Source organism: Synechocystis sp. FACHB-908 (genome assembly GCF_014698595.1).
Classification (GTDB): domain Bacteria; phylum Cyanobacteriota; class Cyanobacteriia; order Cyanobacteriales; family Microcystaceae; genus Synechocystis.
The window spans coordinates 64834-85923 of sequence record NZ_JACJTH010000039.1; the positions used below are offsets into that span (position 1 = coordinate 64834).

21 protein-coding genes are annotated in these 21090 nt (G+C 46.4%); 9 read left to right on the top strand and 12 right to left on the bottom strand.

The window, feature by feature from the left end; genetic code table 11:
- Positions 1-18: 18 nt before the first annotated feature.
- Both H6G46_RS15320 and H6G46_RS15325 read right to left on the bottom strand, forming a co-directional pair.
- Positions 19-453, bottom strand: a complete 435-nt coding sequence (locus H6G46_RS15320) for a putative toxin-antitoxin system toxin component, PIN family (RefSeq protein WP_010872706.1) — start codon at positions 451-453, stop codon at positions 19-21.
- Entirely contained in the window at positions 443-661 is a 219-nt protein-coding gene (locus H6G46_RS15325; RefSeq protein WP_010872705.1) for a hypothetical protein, read from the bottom strand. The genes H6G46_RS15320 and H6G46_RS15325 overlap by 11 nt, the downstream gene beginning before the upstream one ends.
- 280 nt (positions 662-941) lie before the next feature.
- On the opposite strand from H6G46_RS15325, the gene ahcY reads away from it, so the two are divergent.
- Positions 942-2219, top strand: a complete 1278-nt coding sequence (ahcY, locus tag H6G46_RS15330; protein WP_010872704.1) for an adenosylhomocysteinase — start codon at positions 942-944, stop codon at positions 2217-2219.
- Between the two features lie 185 nt (positions 2220-2404).
- Here the strand turns inward: ahcY and H6G46_RS15335 are convergent, their stop codons facing one another.
- The gene (locus H6G46_RS15335; RefSeq protein WP_010872703.1) at positions 2405-4687 is read right to left on the bottom strand and encodes a RelA/SpoT family protein; all 2283 of its coding nucleotides are present in this window, start codon (positions 4685-4687) and stop codon (positions 2405-2407) included.
- Between the two features lie 334 nt (positions 4688-5021).
- On the opposite strand from H6G46_RS15335, the gene patD reads away from it, so the two are divergent.
- On the top strand, positions 5022-5441 hold the full coding sequence (gene patD / locus H6G46_RS15340) for a heterocyst frequency control protein PatD (protein ID WP_231848060.1): 420 nt from the start codon (positions 5022-5024) through the stop codon (positions 5439-5441).
- A gap of 148 nt (positions 5442-5589) precedes the next feature.
- Here the strand turns inward: patD and H6G46_RS15345 are convergent, their stop codons facing one another.
- Together H6G46_RS15345 and H6G46_RS15350 are read right to left on the bottom strand one after the other, a co-directional pair.
- Positions 5590-5787 (bottom strand): hypothetical protein, encoded by a 198-nt coding sequence (locus H6G46_RS15345; protein ID WP_010872701.1) that lies wholly within the window; start codon positions 5785-5787, stop codon positions 5590-5592.
- Positions 5788-6065: 278 nt separating this feature from the next.
- Positions 6066-7256: an ATP-binding protein gene (locus H6G46_RS15350; protein WP_020861770.1), complete on the bottom strand. Its 1191-nt coding sequence runs from the start codon at positions 7254-7256 to the stop codon at positions 6066-6068.
- A gap of 177 nt (positions 7257-7433) precedes the next feature.
- Between H6G46_RS15350 and prmC the strand changes: the two genes are divergently transcribed.
- Positions 7434-8333 (top strand): peptide chain release factor N(5)-glutamine methyltransferase, encoded by a 900-nt coding sequence (gene prmC, locus H6G46_RS15355; RefSeq protein ID WP_010872699.1) that lies wholly within the window; start codon positions 7434-7436, stop codon positions 8331-8333.
- A gap of 38 nt (positions 8334-8371) precedes the next feature.
- On the opposite strand, the gene H6G46_RS15360 is transcribed toward prmC, so the two are convergent.
- On the bottom strand, positions 8372-9841 hold the full coding sequence (locus tag H6G46_RS15360) for a TldD/PmbA family protein (RefSeq protein ID WP_010872698.1): 1470 nt from the start codon (positions 9839-9841) through the stop codon (positions 8372-8374).
- A gap of 499 nt (positions 9842-10340) precedes the next feature.
- On the opposite strand from H6G46_RS15360, the gene H6G46_RS15365 reads away from it, so the two are divergent.
- Genes H6G46_RS15365 through H6G46_RS15375 form a run of 3 tightly spaced genes read left to right on the top strand, consistent with a single transcriptional unit; the run spans position 10341 to position 12049 of the window.
- Positions 10341-10823 (top strand): hypothetical protein, encoded by a 483-nt coding sequence (locus H6G46_RS15365; protein ID WP_199303572.1) that lies wholly within the window; start codon positions 10341-10343, stop codon positions 10821-10823.
- Positions 10816-11289: a hypothetical protein gene (locus H6G46_RS15370; protein WP_010872696.1), complete on the top strand. Its 474-nt coding sequence runs from the start codon at positions 10816-10818 to the stop codon at positions 11287-11289. The genes H6G46_RS15365 and H6G46_RS15370 overlap by 8 nt, the downstream gene beginning before the upstream one ends.
- A 1-nt stretch (position 11290) precedes the next feature.
- Positions 11291-12049 carry a hypothetical protein gene (locus tag H6G46_RS15375; protein WP_010872695.1) on the top strand — a complete coding sequence of 253 codons (759 nt, stop codon included), beginning with the start codon at positions 11291-11293 and terminating at the stop codon, positions 12047-12049.
- A gap of 17 nt (positions 12050-12066) precedes the next feature.
- Here H6G46_RS15375 and H6G46_RS15380 read toward each other — a convergent pair whose 3' ends face one another.
- The 4 genes from H6G46_RS15380 to aroB form a co-directional block, all read right to left on the bottom strand.
- Positions 12067-12351 (bottom strand): PIN domain-containing protein, encoded by a 285-nt coding sequence (locus H6G46_RS15380; RefSeq protein WP_020861769.1) that lies wholly within the window; start codon positions 12349-12351, stop codon positions 12067-12069.
- 41 nt (positions 12352-12392) lie between these two features.
- The gene (locus H6G46_RS15385; protein ID WP_020861768.1) at positions 12393-12566 is read right to left on the bottom strand and encodes a hypothetical protein; all 174 of its coding nucleotides are present in this window, start codon (positions 12564-12566) and stop codon (positions 12393-12395) included.
- A gap of 73 nt (positions 12567-12639) precedes the next feature.
- A complete protein-coding gene (locus tag H6G46_RS15390) occupies positions 12640-15825 on the bottom strand; it encodes an efflux RND transporter permease subunit (protein WP_010872694.1) in 3186 nt (1061 codons plus the stop codon).
- Positions 15826-15962: 137 nt separating this feature from the next.
- Positions 15963-17048 (bottom strand): 3-dehydroquinate synthase, encoded by a 1086-nt coding sequence (gene aroB / locus H6G46_RS15395; protein ID WP_010872693.1) that lies wholly within the window; start codon positions 17046-17048, stop codon positions 15963-15965.
- 81 nt (positions 17049-17129) lie between these two features.
- Between aroB and H6G46_RS15400 the strand changes: the two genes are divergently transcribed.
- The 3 genes from H6G46_RS15400 (at position 17130) to H6G46_RS15410 (ending at position 19452) form a co-directional block, all read left to right on the top strand.
- Entirely contained in the window at positions 17130-17228 is a 99-nt protein-coding gene (locus H6G46_RS15400; protein WP_010872692.1) for a cytochrome b6, read from the top strand.
- Between the two features lie 230 nt (positions 17229-17458).
- Positions 17459-18442, top strand: a complete 984-nt coding sequence (gene hemB / locus H6G46_RS15405) for a porphobilinogen synthase (RefSeq protein ID WP_010872691.1) — start codon at positions 17459-17461, stop codon at positions 18440-18442.
- An 80-nt stretch (positions 18443-18522) separates the two neighbouring features.
- On the top strand, positions 18523-19452 hold the full coding sequence (locus H6G46_RS15410; protein ID WP_010872690.1) for a glycosyltransferase family 2 protein: 930 nt from the start codon (positions 18523-18525) through the stop codon (positions 19450-19452).
- Between the two features lie 39 nt (positions 19453-19491).
- Here the strand turns inward: H6G46_RS15410 and H6G46_RS15415 are convergent, their stop codons facing one another.
- Complete coding sequence (locus H6G46_RS15415) at positions 19492-19944, bottom strand: DUF29 domain-containing protein (RefSeq protein WP_010872689.1); 453 nt, start codon at positions 19942-19944, stop codon at positions 19492-19494.
- Positions 19945-20210: 266 nt separating this feature from the next.
- A complete protein-coding gene (locus H6G46_RS15420; RefSeq protein WP_010872688.1) occupies positions 20211-20786 on the bottom strand; it encodes a hypothetical protein in 576 nt (191 codons plus the stop codon).
- Positions 20787-21090 lie beyond the last annotated feature (304 nt).

The following is a 21090-nucleotide window of genomic DNA, read 5'->3' on the forward strand; positions in this document are numbered from 1 at the left end:
TAATCCATCGATTAATAATTACTGATTATCCATCATGGCTAAAATAATAGCTTGAAAATGTTGATAGGAGATAATTTCTACATTGTCAAATGGGTTTAATGTCAATAGGTCACTATCTCCCGTCACCAAATAATTTGCATTGCCTGAGACTGCCAAATCCAGCAAGAAATTATCTTTTTTGTCTCGATAACTGTCAAAATGAAGATTCACTTCAACCAATTCAACTTTTTCGTTTAACAGTGCGATTAAATTTTGGATGGCTGTTCCGGAAAAGTACTTTTTGAATTTAGGATGGTGTAATACTTCCATCAGCTCAGTAAACAAAGTGTCACTGAATAAAATGACCACTTGGTTATCAATGATGGCTTGATTTAAACCTTGAAGAGTTTTTCCAATTAGAAAACTGATCCAGATATTCGTATCAATTACAACCCGGATAACTTCATTGTTCATGATAATTAGCTTGCCGGACCGATTCAACTTCTTGTGTAATGTCTTCTAAGGTTAATTCGTCAGTTTTGACAGAATTTAAAAATTTGTTAAATCTGGTGCCAAAAGTATCCTTTTCCAAAAGTTCTAATAATTCAAGTTTTTCTTCAAGATTACATTGGGCAATAACACTTTTAAGCTCAGGAAATTCCAGTGATGACAATGAGTGCATTTCAACTTTTCTCCGAGAGGCGAATTATAACTCCCATTATCACATTTCCAAATAGTGCCCCAAGGAGTTGCTTGAAAAGTCCCCTGGCCCCAAGCCTAGGGGGATAGGTTTAAAGTTCTGCAGGGTTGCCAGAGCTTTGGTAGGAAAATTTAGGATCAGATTAGAGCTTTGCCTACCTGCGCTAACCGTCTGTCAATGGACAAAGGGGCGATCGCCATTCCAGACCGATAAAATGTTAAGTTATATCACATTCAAGCAAAGTTCTTAGGAATTACCCCGTATGGTAGCAACGCCCGTTAAACAGAAATACGATATTAAAGATATTAGCCTCGCTCCCCAAGGTCGTCAGCGCATCGAATGGGCGGCCCGGGAAATGCCCGTGTTAAAACAAATCCGGGAACGCTTTGCCCAGGAAAAACCCTTCGCCGGTATCCGCTTGGTGGCCTGCTGTCACGTTACCACCGAAACCGCTAACTTGGCGATCGCCTTGCATGCTGGTGGCGCTGATTCTTTGCTCATTGCCAGTAACCCCCTGTCCACCCAAGACGACGTGGCCGCCTGTTTGGTAGCCGACTACGGCATTCCCGTTTACGCCATCAAAGGGGAGGATAATGAAACCTATCACCGCCATGTGCAGATTGCGCTGGATCACCGCCCCAACATCATCATTGACGACGGTAGCGACGTGGTAGCCACCCTGGTACAGGAACGGCAACACCAACTCAGTGACATCATTGGCACCACCGAAGAAACCACCACTGGTATTGTGCGTCTGCGGGCCATGTTCAACGATGGGGTACTCACCTTCCCCGCCATGAACGTTAACGATGCGGACACCAAGCATTTTTATGACAACCGCTATGGCACCGGCCAATCCACCCTGGACGGTATCATCCGGGCCACCAATATTCTCCTGGCCGGTAAAACCATTGTGGTGGCTGGCTATGGCTGGTGTGGTAAAGGAGTCGCCATGCGGGCCAAAGGCATGGGGGCTGACGTAATTGTCACCGAAATTAGTCCCGTACCGGCGATTGAAGCCGCCATGGATGGTTTCCGGGTCATGCCCATGGCCGAAGCTGCCCACCAGGGAGACATCTTCATCACCGTCACCGGCAACAAACACGTTATTCGTCCTGAGCATTTTGCCGTTATGAAAGATGGGGCGATTGTTTGTAACTCCGGTCACTTCGACATTGAAATTGACCTCAAATCCCTCAAGGAACAAGCCAAGGAAGTTAAGGAAGTTCGGAACTTCACCGAGCAATACATTCTCCCCAATGGCAAGTCCATTATTGTGATTGGCGAAGGTCGTTTAGTTAACCTGGCCGCCGCCGAAGGTCATCCCAGTGCGGTGATGGATATGAGCTTTGCCAACCAGGCCCTAGCCTGTGAGCATTTGGTCAAAAATAAAGGTCAACTAGAACCTGGCATGCACTCCATTCCGGTGGAAGTGGACCAAGAAATTGCCCGCTTGAAACTCCAAGCCATGGGCATTGCCATTGACAGCTTGACCCCCGAACAGGTGGAATACATCAATTCCTGGGCTTCCGGTACCTAAAACCGTTTACGGATTCATTTTTTACCTAAAACCCCTTCAATCTCCCATATTTCGGGGGATTTTTTTATTTTTAGGCAGGCCATAGACGCAATGCCCATAATTCCCCAGGCTAAGTTTTCAATCCCCCAATGTTAGGATTTGCGGATATCCTCTAGTGGGGGATGGTGATCGGCTGGGCCTCCAAACTAACCAGAAATTACCCGACGCAGGTCCATCACATCACTCATATTTTTAATTTTGGCCATGATGCCCAATAGCTGTTGATAGTCGTGAATATCAATTTTGAGACTAATAATGGCGGGTCGTCCCAAATGGGTTTTAACATCGGCGTTGCGGACGTTAATGTGGTTGTCGCTGAGGCGAGAAAGAATATCCTTCAGCACCCCTACCCGGTCAATGGCTTCAATGACAATGTCCACCGGATAGGTTTGGTGATTATTGGTGTTGGGATTCCAGCGCACCGGAATTAGGCGATCGCCGTCCATTTGTTCGAGGTTATGGCAACCCTGGCGATGGATGGAAATGCCCCGGGCTCCCCTGGTCACTACCCCCATAATGGGTTCCCCCGGTAACGGATGACAACAACCAGCAATGTGATACAGCAAACCCTCAATGCCGGCGATGGGCGAATTATCTTTGCCAGTGGCAGGGGGAGTAGGGGGATGGACTTGGGGGGAACTTGCTAGGGTAACTTCCTGGCTAGACTGGCTATTTTTAACGTTGTTGACATTATTTTCCCGCAGACGGTTGACCACAGAATTGGAGGTAATTTCGCCGTAGCCCAAACCAGCCAACAAATCTTCCACATTTTGGTAGTTACATCGCTCTGCCGTTTTTTGCATCGGTTCTGATTTCAGCAGGGCTTCCAAACCGGTTTTGCCCAATTCTTTCTCTAACAATTCTCGACCCCGGAGAATATTCTCATCCCGGCGGGAACGCTTAAACCATTGACGGATGCGGTGGCGGGCACTGGGGGTAACAACAAAATTGAGCCAATCCAAACTAGGGTGGGAATTCTTTTGGGTGACAATTTCCACAATGTCGCCATTTTTCAGCCTGGTATCCACCCCCAACCATTGGCCATTCACCCGGGCCCCTTTCATATGGTGGCCCACTTCCGTGTGGATGCGGTAAGCAAAATCCACCGGTGTGGCCCCCCGGGCCAGGGAAATCACCTCGCCCTTGGGGGTGAAAACGTAAACGTCATCATCAAAGAGATTTTGTTTAAGGTTTTCCACATATTCCTGGGCATCCTTGAGGTCGCTCTGCCAGTCCAGCAGTTGCCGCAACCAAGTAAATTTTTCGTCGGTGGAGGTGAGGGTTGCATTTTCGGAGCCACCACTTTCCTTGTATTTCCAATGGGCGGCAATACCATACTCCGCCACATGGTGCATTTCCTCGGTGCGAATTTGGATTTCCAGGGGTCGGCTAGTTAGTCCTAAAACTGTGGTGTGGAGGGATTGGTAACGGTTGGGTTTGGGCAAACCGATGTAATCCTTAAAGCGCCCTGGAATGGGTTTAAAGACGTCATGAACCACCGACAGAGCTCGGTAACATTCCCCCTTGCTTTCCACGATGATGCGTAGGGCGGCAATGTCATAAATTTCTTCAAAGGCCTTATCCTGGCTGGTCATTTTGTAATAAATGCCGTAGAGATGTTTGGGGCGCCCTTGGAGTTCAAAATGTTCAATGCCCTCATCCCGCAGGCGGAAGCGCAACATATCCTTGACAGTTTCCAGACGGGATTCTCGATCACCTCTTTTTTCTACTACCAGGGACTGAATTTTGCGATAGGAATCGGGTTCTAGATACTTAAAGGAAAGATCTTCCAATTCCCACTTAAAGCGCCAAATGCCCAAACGGTTGGCTAAAGGCGCAAAAATATCCTTGGTTTCCCTAGCAATGCGCCGTTGTTTTTCTGGACTTAACGCATCTAAGGTCCGCATATTGTGCAGGCGATCGGCTAGCTTGACCACAATCACCCGAATATCCTTGGCCATGGCCAAAAACATACGCCGGAAATTTTCTGCTTGATGCTCTGTTGTACTAGAAAAATTAAATTTAGAGAGTTTAGTTACCCCTTCCACCAAACTGGCCGTTTCTTCCCCAAACAAAGCTTCAATTTGTTCAATGCTAATGTCCGTATCTTCCACCACATCATGCAAAAAACCCGCCGCAATCATTGCCTCATCTCCCCCCAAATCCCGCAGTAGCCCCGCCACCGCCACCGGATGGGCAATGTAGGGTTCCCCGGATTTCCGCCGCTGTTGGGCATGGAGATCGTAGGCAAAACAGAACGCTCGACAAATTAGACAATGGGGCGCCGTTGTTTCGTCCTGGCCCTGTTCTATCTCCCTCTGCCACTGCTGTAAACAATCCTCTAACCACTGGGGCAATTCAATATCGTGAATGTCTTGGGCACAGGTGGTGTGAATGGTGGGGGTGGGCAGAGCGGCGACGGCATTCATAGTTTTGGGGAGGGTGTTAGGGTAGTTTGCACTAACTAGTTATAAAACAGAAAAAACGACCAAAAAAGCCGATAATTGCCAATTAACGGGGGAAAAATAGTATCAGCTATTAGCTTGTCAAAATCCCGTATTTATCTTGTAGCAGACATTTCTGTATCGGTGCAGGTTTTTGGGATTAATGTTAATTAATGTTAATGGTTATTAATGATTTTTGCTCCTTTTACTAGGGACAGGTAAAAGCGATACTCTCCCCAGGAGATTTCCCAGGGAGTTGGACCACACAGGGTCGACAAGTTTGAGTTAATAATCAGCAAGCCTTAACATTATTTTAACCTTGATTCGCCCAACCCCCGTCAAATTCATCGGAGCAATGTCGTCTACGCTACCACTCGATTTACCCGATCGCCTTAGGGAATTTCAGCAATTGTTGGATCAATGTCAGTGCACCATGGCCGATCCTGGGGCTGAGGGGGCGACGGTGGCCAAACAGGTTGACGAACTGGGGGATTTCATTCAGCATCATTTCCTTAGCGTCACAATGGAAGACTGGCCTTGCCAAGGACCGCAACCATGGTCATCCATACAAACGGAATTGCAAAGAACCCTACGCCTGCTCTCGACGGAATTAATCTTCTGGCGATCGGCCCGCTCCCCTCAACGACAGCACCATTATCAACAGCGTCTATTGGGGCACTATCAGCAGTTAGCGGATTTCAGTAAGGCAATGCAACAGTGGGTTGACGGCGCTGATTAAGCTGTTGCTGATTTCCTTGCGCCAACTTTGCTTCTTTGAACTAAATATTTTCTGCTTTTACTTTTAGCGATGATTGACCAATGGGTCTTACTACTGCAAGCCTTAGCGGGCTATGGAGTAATGGGGATAAAAGACCAGCAACCTTAGTTTATTTCAGGGAAGACTGGGCATAGCTAACTAAACCAGCGCCAATGTAGGAACTGTAATTGTCAATGGTGTTTTGGGTAGCAATGCGGTTAGGATTATTGAACAATTCACCCATACCCATGCTCAAGGTTAAAACGGTGACGGCGGCGATGGTGTAGTTGCGGATGGCGGTGGAGGTGTAGTTGGTGGAGGCAAACATGGTGAGGTGTTCCTTTGCTTTCAATAACTACAGCATAGGGAAATCTCCAGGGCATGTCAGTCCCAAAAAACCTGTAAAATCAAGGGTTTCAGCGTTTCCACTTCCCTTCTAAACATGGAAAAAAATAGAATTTCCTCCACCTTAGTCCACTCCTATCCATCCTTTGTCCCATCTTATTCAGCCACCATTGATAAAATTTTCCCCGTTCCCTAGAGCGTATTCACAAGCCTCTAGTGTTGGGGGATGTAGGGGCAGATTGGAGCTTGACCAGCATACTCTCAGGGGCTGAACCGATCGCCATTGTCGGCAATTTCCAGAATCGGTAAACGCACAGCAAAACAGGACCCTTCCCCTTCCTTGCTTTCCACTGTCACTTCTCCCCCATGGATATTGGCACAACGCTGTACGATCGCCAGTCCTAAACCAGTACCCGTTACCCCCTCCACATTGTCCGCTCGGAAAAAGGGATTAAATAATTCCGCCATGGCCTGGGGAGGAATGCCGATGCCCTGGTCCGTGACCCGGAAGATCATGGTTTTACCTTCGGCAATTACATCGAACAAAATGGGGGTGGGAGAAGGAGAATACTTGATCGCATTGCTGAGGAGATTACAAATAATGTGGCGCAATAAATGGGCATCCCAAACTCCCTGTTGCAGATTGCCTTGGGTGTGGAAATGAATCGGCCTTGGTTGGCGCTGGGCATTGTTCACCAAACGCATTAAATCCTGGCAAAAGTAAAGTAAATCCAGGGATTCAAATTGACAACTGAGCTGGCCATTTTCCGTTTTTCCCAGCAGTAATACCTCCGACAATAATTCATCTAGATCCTTAATAGCGGTGCGGATCATGTTGAAATAATTATGTTGTTGCCCTTTACTCAGGCGATCGCCACTTTCTTCCAACAAGCCCGCCGACAAAAGAATGGTATTGAGGGGATTGCGGAAATCATGGGAAAGCATGGAAACAAACTCTGACTTGAGCTTATTGGCTGCCTTCGCCTCGGACAATTCCCTTTCCTGGCGTTTAATGCTGGCACTCAGGATCTGGTTTTCCGCCGCCAATTCCCGCGCGAGGCAATGGCGTTGAATGGCATAATGGAGCGAACGTAGGAGAATATCCAAGCTCACGTCCCGCTTGACCAAATAGTCCTGGGCCCCTTGACGGACCGCTTCTAAGGCCAATTCTTCGTCTTGGTAATGGGTGAGGACAATGATGGGTAAATTTTGAGGATGGCTTTGCAGTTTCGGCAAGGAATTTAGACCTTGGCTGTCCGGTAGGGTTAAGTCCAACAAAATAATGTCAAACTTTTCCCCCTGTGCCAAAACCGTTAAAGCATCCCCCAACCTTTGCACATGGTTGAATGCAAAATTTTCCTTGGGGGAGCCTTTGAGAATTTCCTGCAGGAGGCGAGCTTCAGCCAGGTTGTCTTCAATGAGGAGAATGTGGAGGCGGGGACTAGCAGACATGGCGCAGGACCGGGGGAGGAATAACCGTTTGCTTGGCGTTCCAGGGGACACTCCACTGTATTCTACTTCCACCTTTCGGAGAGCGAAAAGAATTAATTAATCCCCATCCGCAGTAAAAGCGCCAAAGTTTGCCCATGCCATGTATGCCACCATCAACCGTAAACCCCCGTAAACACAATGAATAAGGGCTTTGTCTCCGGTGAAGAATTTGCCCGTTGGTATGCCACAGCCCGACAAATGGCGATCGCCCATGGCATTGAAACAGGGGAATTGAACTGGTTATTGCAGGGATGGACGGATTTAGACCGGTTAACCCTACGGTTGCAGGATTTTGCCCATCGAGAGATTGCTTTGCAAGAAACTTGGGAAAATATTCAACGGGGCTGGCGCAGAAGAGTCGAGGAAAAATATCCAGTGCAATACCTGTTGGGGCAAACCCAGTGGCGTGATTTTGTGATTAAAGTCACTGATGATGTACTAATTCCCCGGCCGGAAACGGAGTTAATAATCGACATAGTGCAACATGAGCATTCTGCCTTATCTCCGTCTAACTGCGCTGACCATTGGGTGGATTTGGGTACGGGGAGTGGAGCCATTGCCCTAGGTTTAGCCGCCACGTTTCCCCAGGCCCTAGTCCATGCCGTGGATTGCAGCGGCTCTGCTTTGGCGATCGCCAGAGAAAATGCCCAGTTGAATCAGTTTGGCGATCGGATTCAATTTCATCAAGGTTATTGGTGGGAACCCCTAGAGCATCTGAAGGGCCAGGTCCAGGGCATGGTGTCTAATCCGCCTTACATTCCCCAACGGGAATTGGCCCAGTTACAACCGGAAGTGATTAAGCACGAACCCCTTTTAGCCCTAGATGGCGGCCCCGATGGCCTGCAAGCAGTGGAGCAACTCATTCGGCGATCGCCAACTTATTTAAAGCCCGGAGGTTTTTGGTTGGTGGAAATCATGACCGGCCAGGCCCCCATGGTTGCTGAACTTTTGAGAGCTAGTGGAGCCTACCAAGATATTCAAATTCACCGGGACCTAGCAAGCATTGAGCGGTTTGTTTCCGCCCGTACCTTGAGTTGAATTGTTGAATTAGGGAGATTTTGTAATTCCCAGGAAAACTAACGTCCCCCCACCGTAATACCATCAACCTTAATGTGGGGTTGCCCGACGGTGACATAGACACTGCCGCTGACGGAACCACAGAATCCCGCCGCTAGTCCCAAATCCTGGGAAGACATGGAAATTTTATTCATAATCTCCGTGGCCGTGCCAATTAACGTTGCGCCCTTGAGGGGTTTAGTCAACTTGCCGTTTTCCACCAGGTAAGCTTCAGAAACCGCAAAGTTAAATTCCCCTGTGGCTCCCACGCTACCGCCCCCCATTTGCTTGCAGTAAATGCCCTTTTCGACGGAATTAAAAATGTCATCCACTGAATAATTACCGGGGGCAATGTAGGTGTTACGCATGCGGGAAGCGGCCGCATAGGCATAGCTTTGGCGGCGACCACTGCCGGTGCGGGGATGGCCAGTGCGAATAGAACCGGTGCGATCGGCGATGAAATTTTTCAAAATGCCATTTTCGATCAGCAAAGTGCGCTGGGTGGGCATGCCTTCATCGTCCATATCAATGGTGCCAAAGGCGTTATCTGTCAGCCCTTCATCCCAAGCAGTGAGGTTTTCATGGGCAATTTTTTCCCCTTTTTTATCGAGGAAAGGAGTAGTTTTATGTTCAATTTGGGTGGTTTCCAACAAATGACCACAGGCCTCGTGGAAAATAACCCCTCCGAATTGGTTGGCCATAATGATGGGATAATTGCCCGATTCCACGTAGTCAGCGTAGAGCATTTTCCCGGCGGATTCTGCGACTTCCTGGGCAGAGGTTTCTGCGTCCCAAGTGCGTAGATAGTCGGGATTACTGGTGTCCCCAGAACGCTTACCGATGGAAGTGCGGTGTTCGCCATCAGCACAAAAAAGGGAAAATCCTACGGATTGGGTCAGGCGGATGTCCCGGGCAAAGGTGCCGTCACTAGCGGCTACCAGAACCTCCTGCCAATCGCGAAAATAGGCGGCCCGTCGGGATTGGGCATGGCTAGCATAGTGGTCTAATTTTTGGTTAGCTCCCAGCAAAATATCGCTCATTTCCTGCATGGGGCTACAACGGTGTAACCATTGATCCTTTTCCTTGGCTCCGGCATAGTCCCGCAACATTTCCAAGTTCAGTTCAGGTACAAAGGATTGGCCCGCCGGTAAGGTTAAGCCCAAAATTGACAAACCCTTTTCCAGCGCAGTGCGGAGACCATTGAAAGAAATATCGTTGGTGCTAACGTAGCAGTCGCCTTTGCCTTTATAAACCCTGACACCGCAACCACTGGAGAGTCGGGGGGTGAGGCTGGTAATGGCATCGTCTTCCGCTAGGCAACTGACGTAATTGACCTTTTCGAGGAAAAACTCAACAAAATCCGCTCCGGCGGCCCTGCCCAAACCCAGCAATGTGGATAGAGATTCCCGCCATCTACCATCGAGGCGATCGCCAGGGGTGGTGTAGTTGAGGCTGGGTAAATCCTGGGAGAGGAGCAGAGTAGGAGGCATAGTAATTTTTCTCAGGAATGAGTGAAATATTTCTTAATGTATTCTAACCAACTCAGTGTAAGGTTTGACTCTAGCCGAGAAGACAGTAGATATTAATTTGTAAAGTTTTTTTACTATCTTTAAGATGATCAGTAAAAATAAGTTAAAATTACTTCCAGTAAATTGGAGACCAAAGTCGATAAACATAGAATAGTTATAATACTTAGTTCATATAGGGGGGACGAAAAAATCTCGTAAACGCAGTTTTCTAAGTAACAAAGTTTTTAGAACTCTACTTTTTACCTTAGAATCACTGTACGAAAAGGTCTCAAAATTCTACACTGATGTCCGACTATGAACCAGTGATTAATTTTTTATCTAAAATACAACAAGAAATCAAAGAAAGTCTTAAAAAAGTAAAGATCACGAAGTTTATTCTCAAAAAAGGACTCGAGCTGATGTAGATGTGACCAATAATTTGACTTCAGACCAGGTAATTTTACACAAATCAAGCAAAAATATGGAAATCAAAAAAATCGAAGAAAGACTTAACGCTTGTATTGAGAAGATTGAGCTAGATAGCAACAAGAAACAAATATTACTTAAGGAGATTTATAATTTAATTACGGAAATTGAAAACGATAATAGACTATCCATTTTGTATGAATATGAAAAACATTATCTTGAACTTTTACAGCAACATAAAGACGAAATAAAATTTGCTAATTCTATTCAAGAAGATTTACGACGTGAGCGTTCGCAGTTTTTCACCTATGGACTACGAGAAGTTTGTGAAACTCTAAAAAATTCTGGAGTTGATGCCGACATTGCATCAGCTTGGATTCAAGAGTTAGTTAAAAGCTATACGAAAAGCCTTGATGTTAGTTCTGAATTAGCAGCCAATCAAGTAATTGATACAATTGGAATCTTAAAAAGTGAGGCTAAAAAAGAACTAAAAAAATCAACTCAAGCAAAAGCACCAGATAATCTTAACGATGAATAATCATATTCAGGAAGATTATCAAATCATTTTAAGCTCACTTAGAGCTATGCGGAAAAATCTTCTTGATGATTTTTTGAATGAAGAGCCTACTATTTACTTACCGAGCTTTAGATATAGGGAAGATAAACAGTTAATTTCCCTTTCAATTGAAAAGTATTTCATCGTTTGGCTCAACTCATATTGGCATTTGCTGAAAGAAAATAGGTATTTTTCTGATGAAAATTATTATTTGAATCCATCCATCTATGTAAAAATTTTCTTGCTACTTGTAGATGCGTATAGCTTGCCAAATATCAACAATAATCAATCTTCATTAGTCTTGGAAATATTAGATATAAAGATGAATGCCTTGGATGAAATATTAAAAATTGGAGATAAATCGAAACAAACTTACAATCGATTGCAATTACAATGTGAAAAAGACAAAATCCTTTTTGAAAAGGAAATTAACAAACTGAGAGGTTAAAATGGGTATTACATCAAAAATATTTGGAATGTTTGACAAACTTGATGATATCATTTACGCGCCAGTTAAACTTGCAACGGATTGGGCCAGTGAGCCTCTACGTAGATGGGAATATCAAAGAGAAATTGGCAAAATAAACATTGACGCAGAAAACAAACAAAAGGAAAAAGAGTATAATCTCAATCTTGAGTTAAAAAGGCAAGAAGCAGATATCGACTTACAAATAAAGAAAGAAACTGAAATTGTAAGAATAATAGCTGAAATTGAGGAATGCAGAAAAGATTCTGAATTTGAAAGAATGAAAGCCGTATCTGAAGCGATGATGCGACTACAACGGGAGCTAACTCAGTTAAATGTTGATGCAATTAATATGATTGGGAGCATCCAGCTTGGTCTACGAAAACAAGCTCAAGACTTAGTATATGAAAGAACTATAAAATATAAAGAATTACAGGATGCAGCCATGCAGGAGGCTATGAAGGATTTAATGCGTATTGAAAAAGAATTTGGAGATAATGAATTATCAAAAAAAATCTTAATTAATGCAGTTGATCAACGCCTAGCAAACATAATCAATACAGCACATAATTTTTTGCTAGAACTTAATTCTGATATTAAATTACTTAATCAAAATATTGACATTTTAACAAGCAGTGGACAGAAATTCATAGAAAGACACTTATCCCAGTTCCATTCTTTGGGTTTTTCTAAAGAGGAAATAAAAAAACTCCGAAGCTCAAATACAGAGGTAAGCAACTAGATTATAAACACGAAGCCCTATAGCAAGTCACGATATTTCGTCATAAGTTGCTCAATGCGAGAACAATGGCTAGGTTTAATGTCAAAGATATTGAGTTTTCCTAAGCCAATTTTTCTAATAAATCTCTGCGGTGCATGAATTCCAACCCGATTTTGCAGTAGATAGCAAGTTTCAGTCATAACACACCAAGTTGTTATAAACTGCTCGTCTTGTAGGGAATAAAACAGATTCACTGCCGGAATATGAAACTCATCATTTTTATTAGCTAGGGCAAGCCAAAAGCCAGTATCAACAATGATCATATTTTTTTTCTAATTCGTGATGCAAATAAGCTTTATATTTCCTAGAAAGATTCAGATTCTGCATCCATGCAACCAATAAAATCTGACCAGTCTGTGGAAGAGACCGGCAAATTTGCAACATGATCTTTTTTAAGACTCTTGACTAAGTCAAAAACAATTTCTTGGGCTTCAGGCGGAAGTTCTGCAATATCTTGCTGAATGGTGTCGAGATTCATTGGCTAAACCCTGAATTCTGCTCAAAAAGCCTGCCGTAACAATAAGACCAGATTTATTTTCTTCCCACATATTCTAGCTATTCCTTTGGGACGCTGGGGCTGGGGTGTGGGATTCGATTTCGGGGCTAGGCTCGGGGTTGGTGGATTTGGGTGCCAAAAGCCTTCCACTGATAGTTTTGACCACAATGTATAAAACTGGCACTACAAATAGGCTGAGGAAAGTGGCCACCAACATCCCGCCAAATACCGCTGTACCCAATGCTTGCCGACTACCGGCCCCCGCACCAGTGGCGATCGCCAAGGGAAAAATACCAAATAGAGTGGAAAGGGCGGTCATTAAAATGGGGCGGAGACGATCCTTTGATGCTTCCAGGGCAGCTTTAGCAATGGGATAACCCTCCGCCCGTAACTGGTTAGCAAACTCCACAATTAAAATGGCGTTTTTACTGGAAAGACCAATCAACATCACCAAACCAATTTGGCAGTACACGTCATTGGGGAAACCCCGTAAACTTTGGGCCGTTAAAGCTCCCAAAATAGCCAGGGGGACGCTGAGCAGAATAATCACCGGGTCAATGTAGTTTTCATACTGAGCCGCCAGTACCAAAAATACAAACAGCAAACCTAAGCCAAAAATTAGGGGAGCCTGGCCCTGGGAACCCATTTCCTCCAAAGAAATACCCGACCATTGGAAATCAAACCCCGGTGGCATGACCTGTCGGGCGATCGCCGCCATGGCATTCATGGCTTGCCCCGTACTCACCCCAAAGTTAGCTGACCCCGTAATGGCGATCGAGCGGAAGAGATTGTAATGGGTAATAATTGGTGCCCCCACCCCCTGGGTCACAGTGACCAAATTAGCCATGGGAATCATGGTGCCGGACTCACTGCGAACATAAAGGCTATTAATATCCTCCGGGCTACTGCGGAACTGCTCATCGGCCTGGAGGTAAACCCGATAGGTGCGGCCCTGCAGAACAAAGTCGTTCACATAGCTCGAACCCAACGCCGTTTCCATGGTTTGGAAAATTTGGTCCACCGGCACCCCCAAGCTTTTAGCCTTGTTGCGGTTGACATTGACAATTAACTGGGGATTATTAGCTTGGAAAGTACTAAATACCCTGGTTAAAGCCGGATTTTGGTTGGCCGCCCCCAGGATTTCCCCCATCGTGCCCACCATGGTGTCCAGTTCACTATTCACCCGTAAATCCTGTAACTGGAAATCAAACCCACCAAATTGCCCCAAACCCCTTATAGGAGGTGGGTTAATGGGAATGATATTGGCTTCGGGAATTTGGGAAAATTTACCAAACATCTGACCGATGATGGCCTGCACCGATTGATTAGGAGCAGTCCGTTCCCCCCAAGGTTTGAGCCGGGTAAAAATAATCCCTTGGTTGGGGCTATTACCACTAAAACTAAATCCTCCCACTGCAAAGGTCGCCGTCACTTCTGGCACCGCTAGCAATTCCTTTTCCACCTGGGCCATTACCCTACTGGTGTATTGCAGGGAAACCCCCTGGGGAGCTTGGATAATGGTGATGAAATAACCCTGGTCTTCCTCCGGTAAAAAGGCAGTGGGCACAGTGACGTACAACCAAGCGGTGGCCCCAAGTAACAGAACAAATACGCCAATTACCCATGCCCGCAGATTGACTAATTTGCCCAACACATTGCCATAACCGTTTTTGATAATGTCTAGTACCCGGTTAAACCAGTTGAAAAATCCGGCAATAAAGGCCGGTGGTTCTTGGCCTTCCCGCAGTAACAGGGCGCAGAGGGAAGGGGTCAGCGTCAAGGCCAGGAAAGTAGATAGAAGAATGGAAAAAGCAATGGTAAGGGCAAATTGTTGATATAAAGCCCCCGTCGTTCCAGGAAAAAAGGCCACTGGAATAAACACTGCCATCAATACCAAAGAAGTGGCAATGACCGCCCCCGTCAGTTCCCCCATGGCCTCCTGGGCCGCTTCTTGGGGATCTTCGTGTTTAACTTTGATAAAACGGCTAATTTGCTCCACCACAATGATGGCATCGTCCACCACCAACCCTGTTGCCAGAGTTAAACCGAACAGGGTCAAACTGTTAATGGAAAAGTTAAAGACTTTGACAAAGGCAAAAGTACCAATTAAAGCCAGGGGAATGGTTAAAGCGGGAATTAAGGCCGATCGCCAGTCTTGCAGAAAGACCAAAATTACCAGGATTACCAGAACGACGGCAATGAGCAGGGTTTCCACCACCTCCGAGAGGGACTCCTGCACAAATTCCGTGGTATCAAAGGCAACGCTGTATTCAATACCTTCGGGAAAGTTTTGAGCCAAACGGGCCATTTCGTCTTTCACCAAACGGGCTACTTCCAACGCATTACTATCCAGCAATTGGTAAATACCTAGCCCCACCGCTTCGTCGCCCCGAAAGCGTAAAAAACTATTGTAGTTTTGGGCCCCCAATTCCACCCGACCGATATCTTTGAATCTAACCACAGAGCCGCTGGCCCCGGATTTAACAATTAAGTCCTCAAAATCTTTTACTTCTACTAATTGACTACTGGCGAGCAAGTCCAATTGATATTCTTGACCTGGGGGTGCTGGTTCTGCTCCAATCTGTCCAGCCCCCACCTGTAAATTCTGTTCCTGCAAAGCTCGACTCAGGTCCGCCATGGTCAACTGCTGGGCCGCTAATTTCATTGGATCTACCCAGAGGCGCATGGCATAGAGCCTTTCCCCAAAAATCCGTACATCCCCCACTCCTTCCAGCCGACGGATGGGATCCACCAGATAGCGATCGGCGTAGTTGCTCAAAAAAACGTTGTCGTACTCGCCATCGGGGCTAGTGATGCCGATGCCCAACAGTAGGGCGTTGGATTCTTTATTAACCCTGATCCCCGTTCTTCTCACTGCTTCCGGCAGTTGCGGTTCTGCCAGAGCCACGCGGTTTTGCACATCGACGGCGGCAATGTCCTTATTCTGGCTCCGGTCAAAGGTGACGGTGATGCTACTGGTGCCATCGTTACTGCTGGTAGAGGAAATGTACCTCATCCCCTGCACCCCGTTGATCTGCCGCTCCAAAATGTCGGTGACGGCCCTTTCCACCACTTCCGCATTGGCCCCGCTGTAGTTGGAACTAACCTGAATGGTGGTTGGGGCTACTTCCGGAAATTGGGCGATCGGTAAGCTAAAAATGCTAATCGTCCCCACCAGCAAAATGATGATGGCGCAAACGCTGGAGAAAACAGGGCGCTTAATGAAAAAATCAACGAACATGGCGGGGAAAAAGGCGATTGGTTGGCACAGACTGGCTCAATCTCCAGCCGACTCTGCCACATTGTTACATATCTTTAACAATTGCCTAACCCCACCTTGGGCTGATCTTCAGTCCCCCAGGATTACAGTTTTACTTATTAGCCTAGGGTTGCCTTAATAACTTCGTCGGTGACAGCATCACTGATAGTTACTTGCCCGATCGCCGTGGGGAGAATGAAACGAACCTTGCCCGCTTTGACTTTTTTGTCGTGTAGTAAACTCGCTAGCAAGTTCTCCACCGCCAGGGTTGGGGGCATCTCCGTGGGTAATTTAGTTTTAAGCAATAATTGCCGTTGGCGATCGCCGAGGGATTGGTCACAAAGTCCTAGGTAATGGGCAATTTTGGCCGCCGCTTCCATGCCAATGGCCACTGCTTCCCCGTGGTTAATCACTCCATAGCCCGTTAGACTTTCCACCCCATGGCCGACAGTATGACCGTAGTTGAGGATGGCCCGTAATCCCGCTTCCTTTTCGTCTTGGCTGACCACATCCACTTTAGCTTGGCAGGAACGTTGGATGATTTTGGTTAATAATTCGTCCGGCAGGCGATCGATGCTAGACAAATCTTCCGCTTCTTCTAGGGCTGTGAATAATTCTGAATCCCAAATCACTCCGTATTTAATTACCTCCGCCATCCCTGCCCGAAATTCCCGTTCCGGTAGGGTTTTTAACACAACGGGGTCAATATACACCAAGCGCGGCTGGTAAAAAGCACCAATTAAATTTTTGCCCTGGGGATGGTTCACCCCCGTTTTGCCGCCAATGGAAGCATCCACCATGGCTAGCAAGGAAGTGGGTACCTGAACAAAATTAATGCCCCGGAGCCAAGTGGCCGCCCCAAACCCCGTCATATCACCGATGACACCTCCCCCCAGGGACAGCAGGGTGGAATTCCGCTCCAAATTGGCCTGGAAAGCGACATCGTAAAGCTCATTAATGGAAGCCAGGGTTTTATGGGTTTCCCCAGCGGGAATTAAATGCTGAAAAACTTCATAGCCAGCCCTTTGTAAGGCTTGGATCACTACTTCGCCGTAGTAGTCATAAATTTCCGGATTGGACACCACCATAATTTTTTTGCCCAAACCAAGGGGAGCTAAATGGTCGGCAATTGCCGCTAATCCTCCCGGCACAATCTGTACTTGATAGGGGGACTGGGGCAGGGGAACGGGGATAGTGGTGGCCATAAGTTGCTGGTTCAATCGGTGGCGCTGGATCGTACAATAGCAAACAATTACAACGTTTTTATCAAAGCGAGGAACAAAATTATGGCCGCTGGTGTAGGCATTTTTATTGGTTATATTGCTGTTTTTACCGGGGTCACCCTTGGTCTGCTTTACGGTCTGCGGTTTGTCAAGCTGATCTAACCCATCTTCAGGTTAACTGAGAACTGGTCTGGGTTGGGTTGCCAGGCTTTTCCCCAGGGCTGACCGAATTCTGCTTCAAACCATTGCCGGAATTTGGCACCTTAACCAGTTCTTGGGGGCAAAAACTAGTCAATTAGCAACGTTAATCAAGCACTAACTAATCCCTAAGGCTGAACTTTTACTTTAAAAACTTTAAAAAAATCCATTAAGCAAAATATTTAGGCACCATTATGTTTCCCACCATCCGTCCCCGTCGCCTGCGCCAAACTGATGTTCTTCGCCGCATGGTCAGGGAAAATACCCTCACCGTCAATGATTTGATCTATCCCTTGTTTGCCGTTCCTGGTAATGCCATTGCCAAGGAAGTAGTTTCCATGCCTGGAGTGTACCAACTGTCGGTGGATAAAATTGTTGACGAAGCTAAAGAAGTACGGGATTTAGGCATTCCGGCCATTATTCTGTTTGGTATTCCCGAAGATAAGGATACCGATGCCACGGGAGCTTGGCATGATTGCGGCATTGTCCAAAAGGCGACGGAAGCGGTGAAAAAAGCGGTGCCAGATTTGGTGGTAATTGTCGATACCTGTTTGTGTGAATATACCAACCATGGCCACTGTGGCTATCTGGAAACGGGGGATTTGACCGGCCGGGTATTGAACGACCCCACCTTGGAATTGTTGAAAAAAACCGCTGTTTCCCAAGCTAATGCTGGGGCAGATGTCATTGCTCCCTCGGGGATGATGGATGGTTTTGTCCAGGCGATTCGGGAAGCCTTGGATGACCATGATTTCCAAAATATTCCCATTCTGTCCTACGCGGCTAAGTATGCTTCGGCCTATTACGGCCCCTTCCGGGATGCGGCGGATTCCTCTCCCCAATTCGGCGATCGCCGGACCTACCAAATGGATCCAGGCAATAGTCGGGAAGCGTTGAAAGAAGTGGAGTTGGATTTGCTAGAGGGGGCGGATATGGTGATGGTCAAACCGGCTTTGTCCTATATGGATATTATTTGGCGCATTAAGGAAATGACCAATTTACCAGTGGCGGCCTATAACGTGTCTGGGGAGTATTCCATGGTGAAGGCGGCCGCCCTAAACGGTTGGATTGACGAACAAAAAGTTACCCTGGAAACCCTCACCAGCTTTAAACGGGCCGGGGCAGATTTGATTTTGACCTACCATGCTAAGGATGCGGCCCGCTGGCTACAGGACTAGGGCCATAATCTCGGCAATAGATTGGTCCGAATTTCAGAGAGCTTGGCTATGGATGGGGCGGACGAGGAAAAAGGAAAGCGATGCTTGAAGCACCTTTGTTAAGTATTTGTATTCCTGCCTATAACCGCCCTAACTGGCTCCAGCGGGGTTTGGAGTCTATCGCCGTGGGTGAAGGGAGTGATATAGAAATAGTAATTACCGATGATTCCGACACTGATCAGGGCCAGGCGATCGCCAGTGAGGTGTTAAAAAATTGGTCGGGATCTTGGTGCTATGAACACCATCAACAACCGTTGGGCATGGCCCAGAACTGGAACCGGGCTATTCAATGGGCAACGGGGCAATATGTGATGGTTCTCCACGACGATGACTTTTTTTTGCCCCAGGGATTAGGTCTGCTGGTCAATAAGTTGCGGCAGTTGGGGAGCTCATCCCCAGTTTTATTATTTGGAGTCCGGGTGGTGGATGCCCAAGAACGGGTCGTGAAACGGCAAGGGTTTAGACAAGATAAACTTTTGCCCCCCCACGATGCATTAATACGGCTTTTTTCAGATTCTTCGTTTGTCCGTTTCCCGGCCATGGTAATTAGACGGGACTTATTCACGGAGGTGGGTTATTTCAATCCGGACTGGCGGGAACCCTGTGATCTGGAAATGTGGATGCGGCTGTTTGCCCGGTATGGAGTGTATTGCTGTCGGGAAGCCACGGTGGCCTATCGGGTACATGGCCAAGCACTCACCATGGGGTCATTTCATGGAGAAACGGTGAATATTTTGCTGAGGTTGTTTGGGGAATTGGAGAAGTTAAATATTTTGACGACAAGGGATATCGAGTTTTGCAAAGGATTATTCTTTCATCAATATATTTTGGCGGGGGCGTGGCGACAATTGCGGCGGCGGCGCTGGCGGGAGTTTAAACAGGTGATGGGATTGTTTGATTTACCGGAGTTGAAGTCGTTGTCCTGTCCAGTTAAATGGCGATTTTTGAGAGGGTTGTTTTCTTTGACGTAGTACCAATTTTTCAATGGGAGTAAATGACTTTTTCAATTGTTAAGGTAGCCAGTCGGGATCGAGGATTTGTTCTAGGATATAGGGACAAGCCAATGGAAATATTTCAGGGGACAATTTTGATTTGCGAATGGCACTTTTGCGGGCTTTTTGATAATCCTTCTCCAGAATTGTCGTGAGATGATTAAAGAGGACTTTGGACTCTAGCAGTAGATCTAGTTCTAAGCGAAAGTTATCAATTTCTTTTTCCCAACCTTTCCCTGACCATTCTTTTTCAGAGTGCCAATATTGATAAAGTAGTAAATGAATCAGTAGTCGGAGTAAATAACTTTCGACTTTGTGGCGTTGTTCCCGTCCCAATGCTTCTATTTCCTCAGTTAAATTGTCCCAGTCAAGCTGTTCGATGTCATGGTTTTTAAGTTGGTTAAGGGTAGTATCTAACCAAGCGACATAATCGTCTTCATAAAGGCTTGGGACAGAAGGGTTAGAAATCATCGTTTTTAGGAAATTAGTTATTGGTTGTTGTTACAGCATTTGGGCTGAATTTGGGTGATTCCAGTTAAGTTGGTTTTGTTATATGGTGATGCCTAGCCTTAGTCTTAGTTTAGTGTAGCTTTTTTACCGAAAACCCCCCATCAGTAGGTCTATTTCCATTCTGGGCTGGGTAGGAACGGGCTAGGGCAACCAAGTTTTGCCGAGTTTGTCGATCGCCGAGGGTAAAAGCTGAGGCAGATGGAAATTCATTATTTTGAGACGGTGGACTACCAAGCTTTAGGGCGGAATTTAGCATCATTTAAAATCATCAGATCGTCGCCAGATTGGGCAATAACAAAGAGTCCTTTACGGTAGGCGTAACTGGCAATCTGGTTGGGCACTACCATGGCGGCGACGGCTCCTAGTATTTTGAGAGGTTGATAGCGGGGTAGGAGTCGTTTAAATTTACTCATTCGTTCTAGGTGTTCATCTACATCTTCCTTGTCTAGTTTACTTTTCACTTCGATGGCGATCGCCTCATTGCCATTAACTACTAACAGATCAATTTCTAGCCCTTGACCATTTTTTTGAACGGATAGGTCGGTGGAAATTTCATGAACGTCAATGCCCCGTTCCCGGAACAGTCTAACGGCGGCAGGTCGCACTTGGTATTCGACAAACTCTCCCAAGCGGTTACCAAGTTGGCCAAGTAGGCGTTGGCTTTGTTCTTTTAAGAGTCGTTCAGTTTCTTGGAAACGACGATCCGCTTCTTGGGACTGTTCTTTGAGGAGGCGTTCGGTTTCTTTTTGGGCCTGGGCAAGTTCGCCGAGGAGTTGCCAGACTTCTTGGGGGGTGGTGGCCATGAGACGGGAAACGAGAGAGCAGTTCTATCTTAATCTTGGGACAGGGAGAGTTAATTGGAGCTAGGGTAGCCAGGTTTTACTGAGTTTGCTGATCGCCAATGCTAAAAGGTCTAGGTTTTAAGTTTTTTTGATCAGGCTACATTGGAGCTAATGTCATCAGGAAGAAAGGATAAAACATCTAAATACCACCACCATTGATGGGGGGAAATCTCATGCTCATTTCGATAGTTAGATAAATCAATAAAGCGAGAAATTTTTTGATAAGTAGTTGCCATGTTAATTAACATTTTTTATCTGCTTCTCG

Coding starts and splice junctions, on each gene's coding strand:
- H6G46_RS15410 (WP_010872690.1), top strand. CDS start 18,523: ATGCTTGAAGCACCTTTGTTAAGTATTTGTATTCCTGCCTATAACCGC.
- H6G46_RS15360 (WP_010872698.1), bottom strand. CDS start 9,841: ATGCCTCCTACTCTGCTCCTCTCCCAGGATTTACCCAGCCTCAACTAC.
- H6G46_RS15390 (WP_010872694.1), bottom strand. CDS start 15,825: ATGTTCGTTGATTTTTTCATTAAGCGCCCTGTTTTCTCCAGCGTTTGC.
- H6G46_RS15325 (WP_010872705.1), bottom strand. CDS start 661: ATGCACTCATTGTCATCACTGGAATTTCCTGAGCTTAAAAGTGTTATT.
- hemB (WP_010872691.1), top strand. CDS start 17,459: ATGTTTCCCACCATCCGTCCCCGTCGCCTGCGCCAAACTGATGTTCTT.
- aroB (WP_010872693.1), bottom strand. CDS start 17,048: ATGGCCACCACTATCCCCGTTCCCCTGCCCCAGTCCCCCTATCAAGTA.
- H6G46_RS15345 (WP_010872701.1), bottom strand. CDS start 5,787: ATGTTTGCCTCCACCAACTACACCTCCACCGCCATCCGCAACTACACC.
- H6G46_RS15320 (WP_010872706.1), bottom strand. CDS start 453: ATGAACAATGAAGTTATCCGGGTTGTAATTGATACGAATATCTGGATC.
- H6G46_RS15400 (WP_010872692.1), top strand. CDS start 17,130: ATGGCCGCTGGTGTAGGCATTTTTATTGGTTATATTGCTGTTTTTACC.
- H6G46_RS15380 (WP_020861769.1), bottom strand. CDS start 12,351: ATGATCATTGTTGATACTGGCTTTTGGCTTGCCCTAGCTAATAAAAAT.
- prmC (WP_010872699.1), top strand. CDS start 7,434: ATGAATAAGGGCTTTGTCTCCGGTGAAGAATTTGCCCGTTGGTATGCC.
- H6G46_RS15375 (WP_010872695.1), top strand. CDS start 11,291: ATGGGTATTACATCAAAAATATTTGGAATGTTTGACAAACTTGATGAT.
- H6G46_RS15385 (WP_020861768.1), bottom strand. CDS start 12,566: ATGAATCTCGACACCATTCAGCAAGATATTGCAGAACTTCCGCCTGAA.
- H6G46_RS15370 (WP_010872696.1), top strand. CDS start 10,816: ATGAATAATCATATTCAGGAAGATTATCAAATCATTTTAAGCTCACTT.
- H6G46_RS15420 (WP_010872688.1), bottom strand. CDS start 20,786: ATGGCCACCACCCCCCAAGAAGTCTGGCAACTCCTCGGCGAACTTGCC.
- H6G46_RS15365 (WP_199303572.1), top strand. CDS start 10,341: ATGGAAATCAAAAAAATCGAAGAAAGACTTAACGCTTGTATTGAGAAG.
- H6G46_RS15415 (WP_010872689.1), bottom strand. CDS start 19,944: ATGATTTCTAACCCTTCTGTCCCAAGCCTTTATGAAGACGATTATGTC.
- H6G46_RS15350 (WP_020861770.1), bottom strand. CDS start 7,256: ATGTCTGCTAGTCCCCGCCTCCACATTCTCCTCATTGAAGACAACCTG.
- ahcY (WP_010872704.1), top strand. CDS start 942: ATGGTAGCAACGCCCGTTAAACAGAAATACGATATTAAAGATATTAGC.
- H6G46_RS15335 (WP_010872703.1), bottom strand. CDS start 4,687: ATGAATGCCGTCGCCGCTCTGCCCACCCCCACCATTCACACCACCTGT.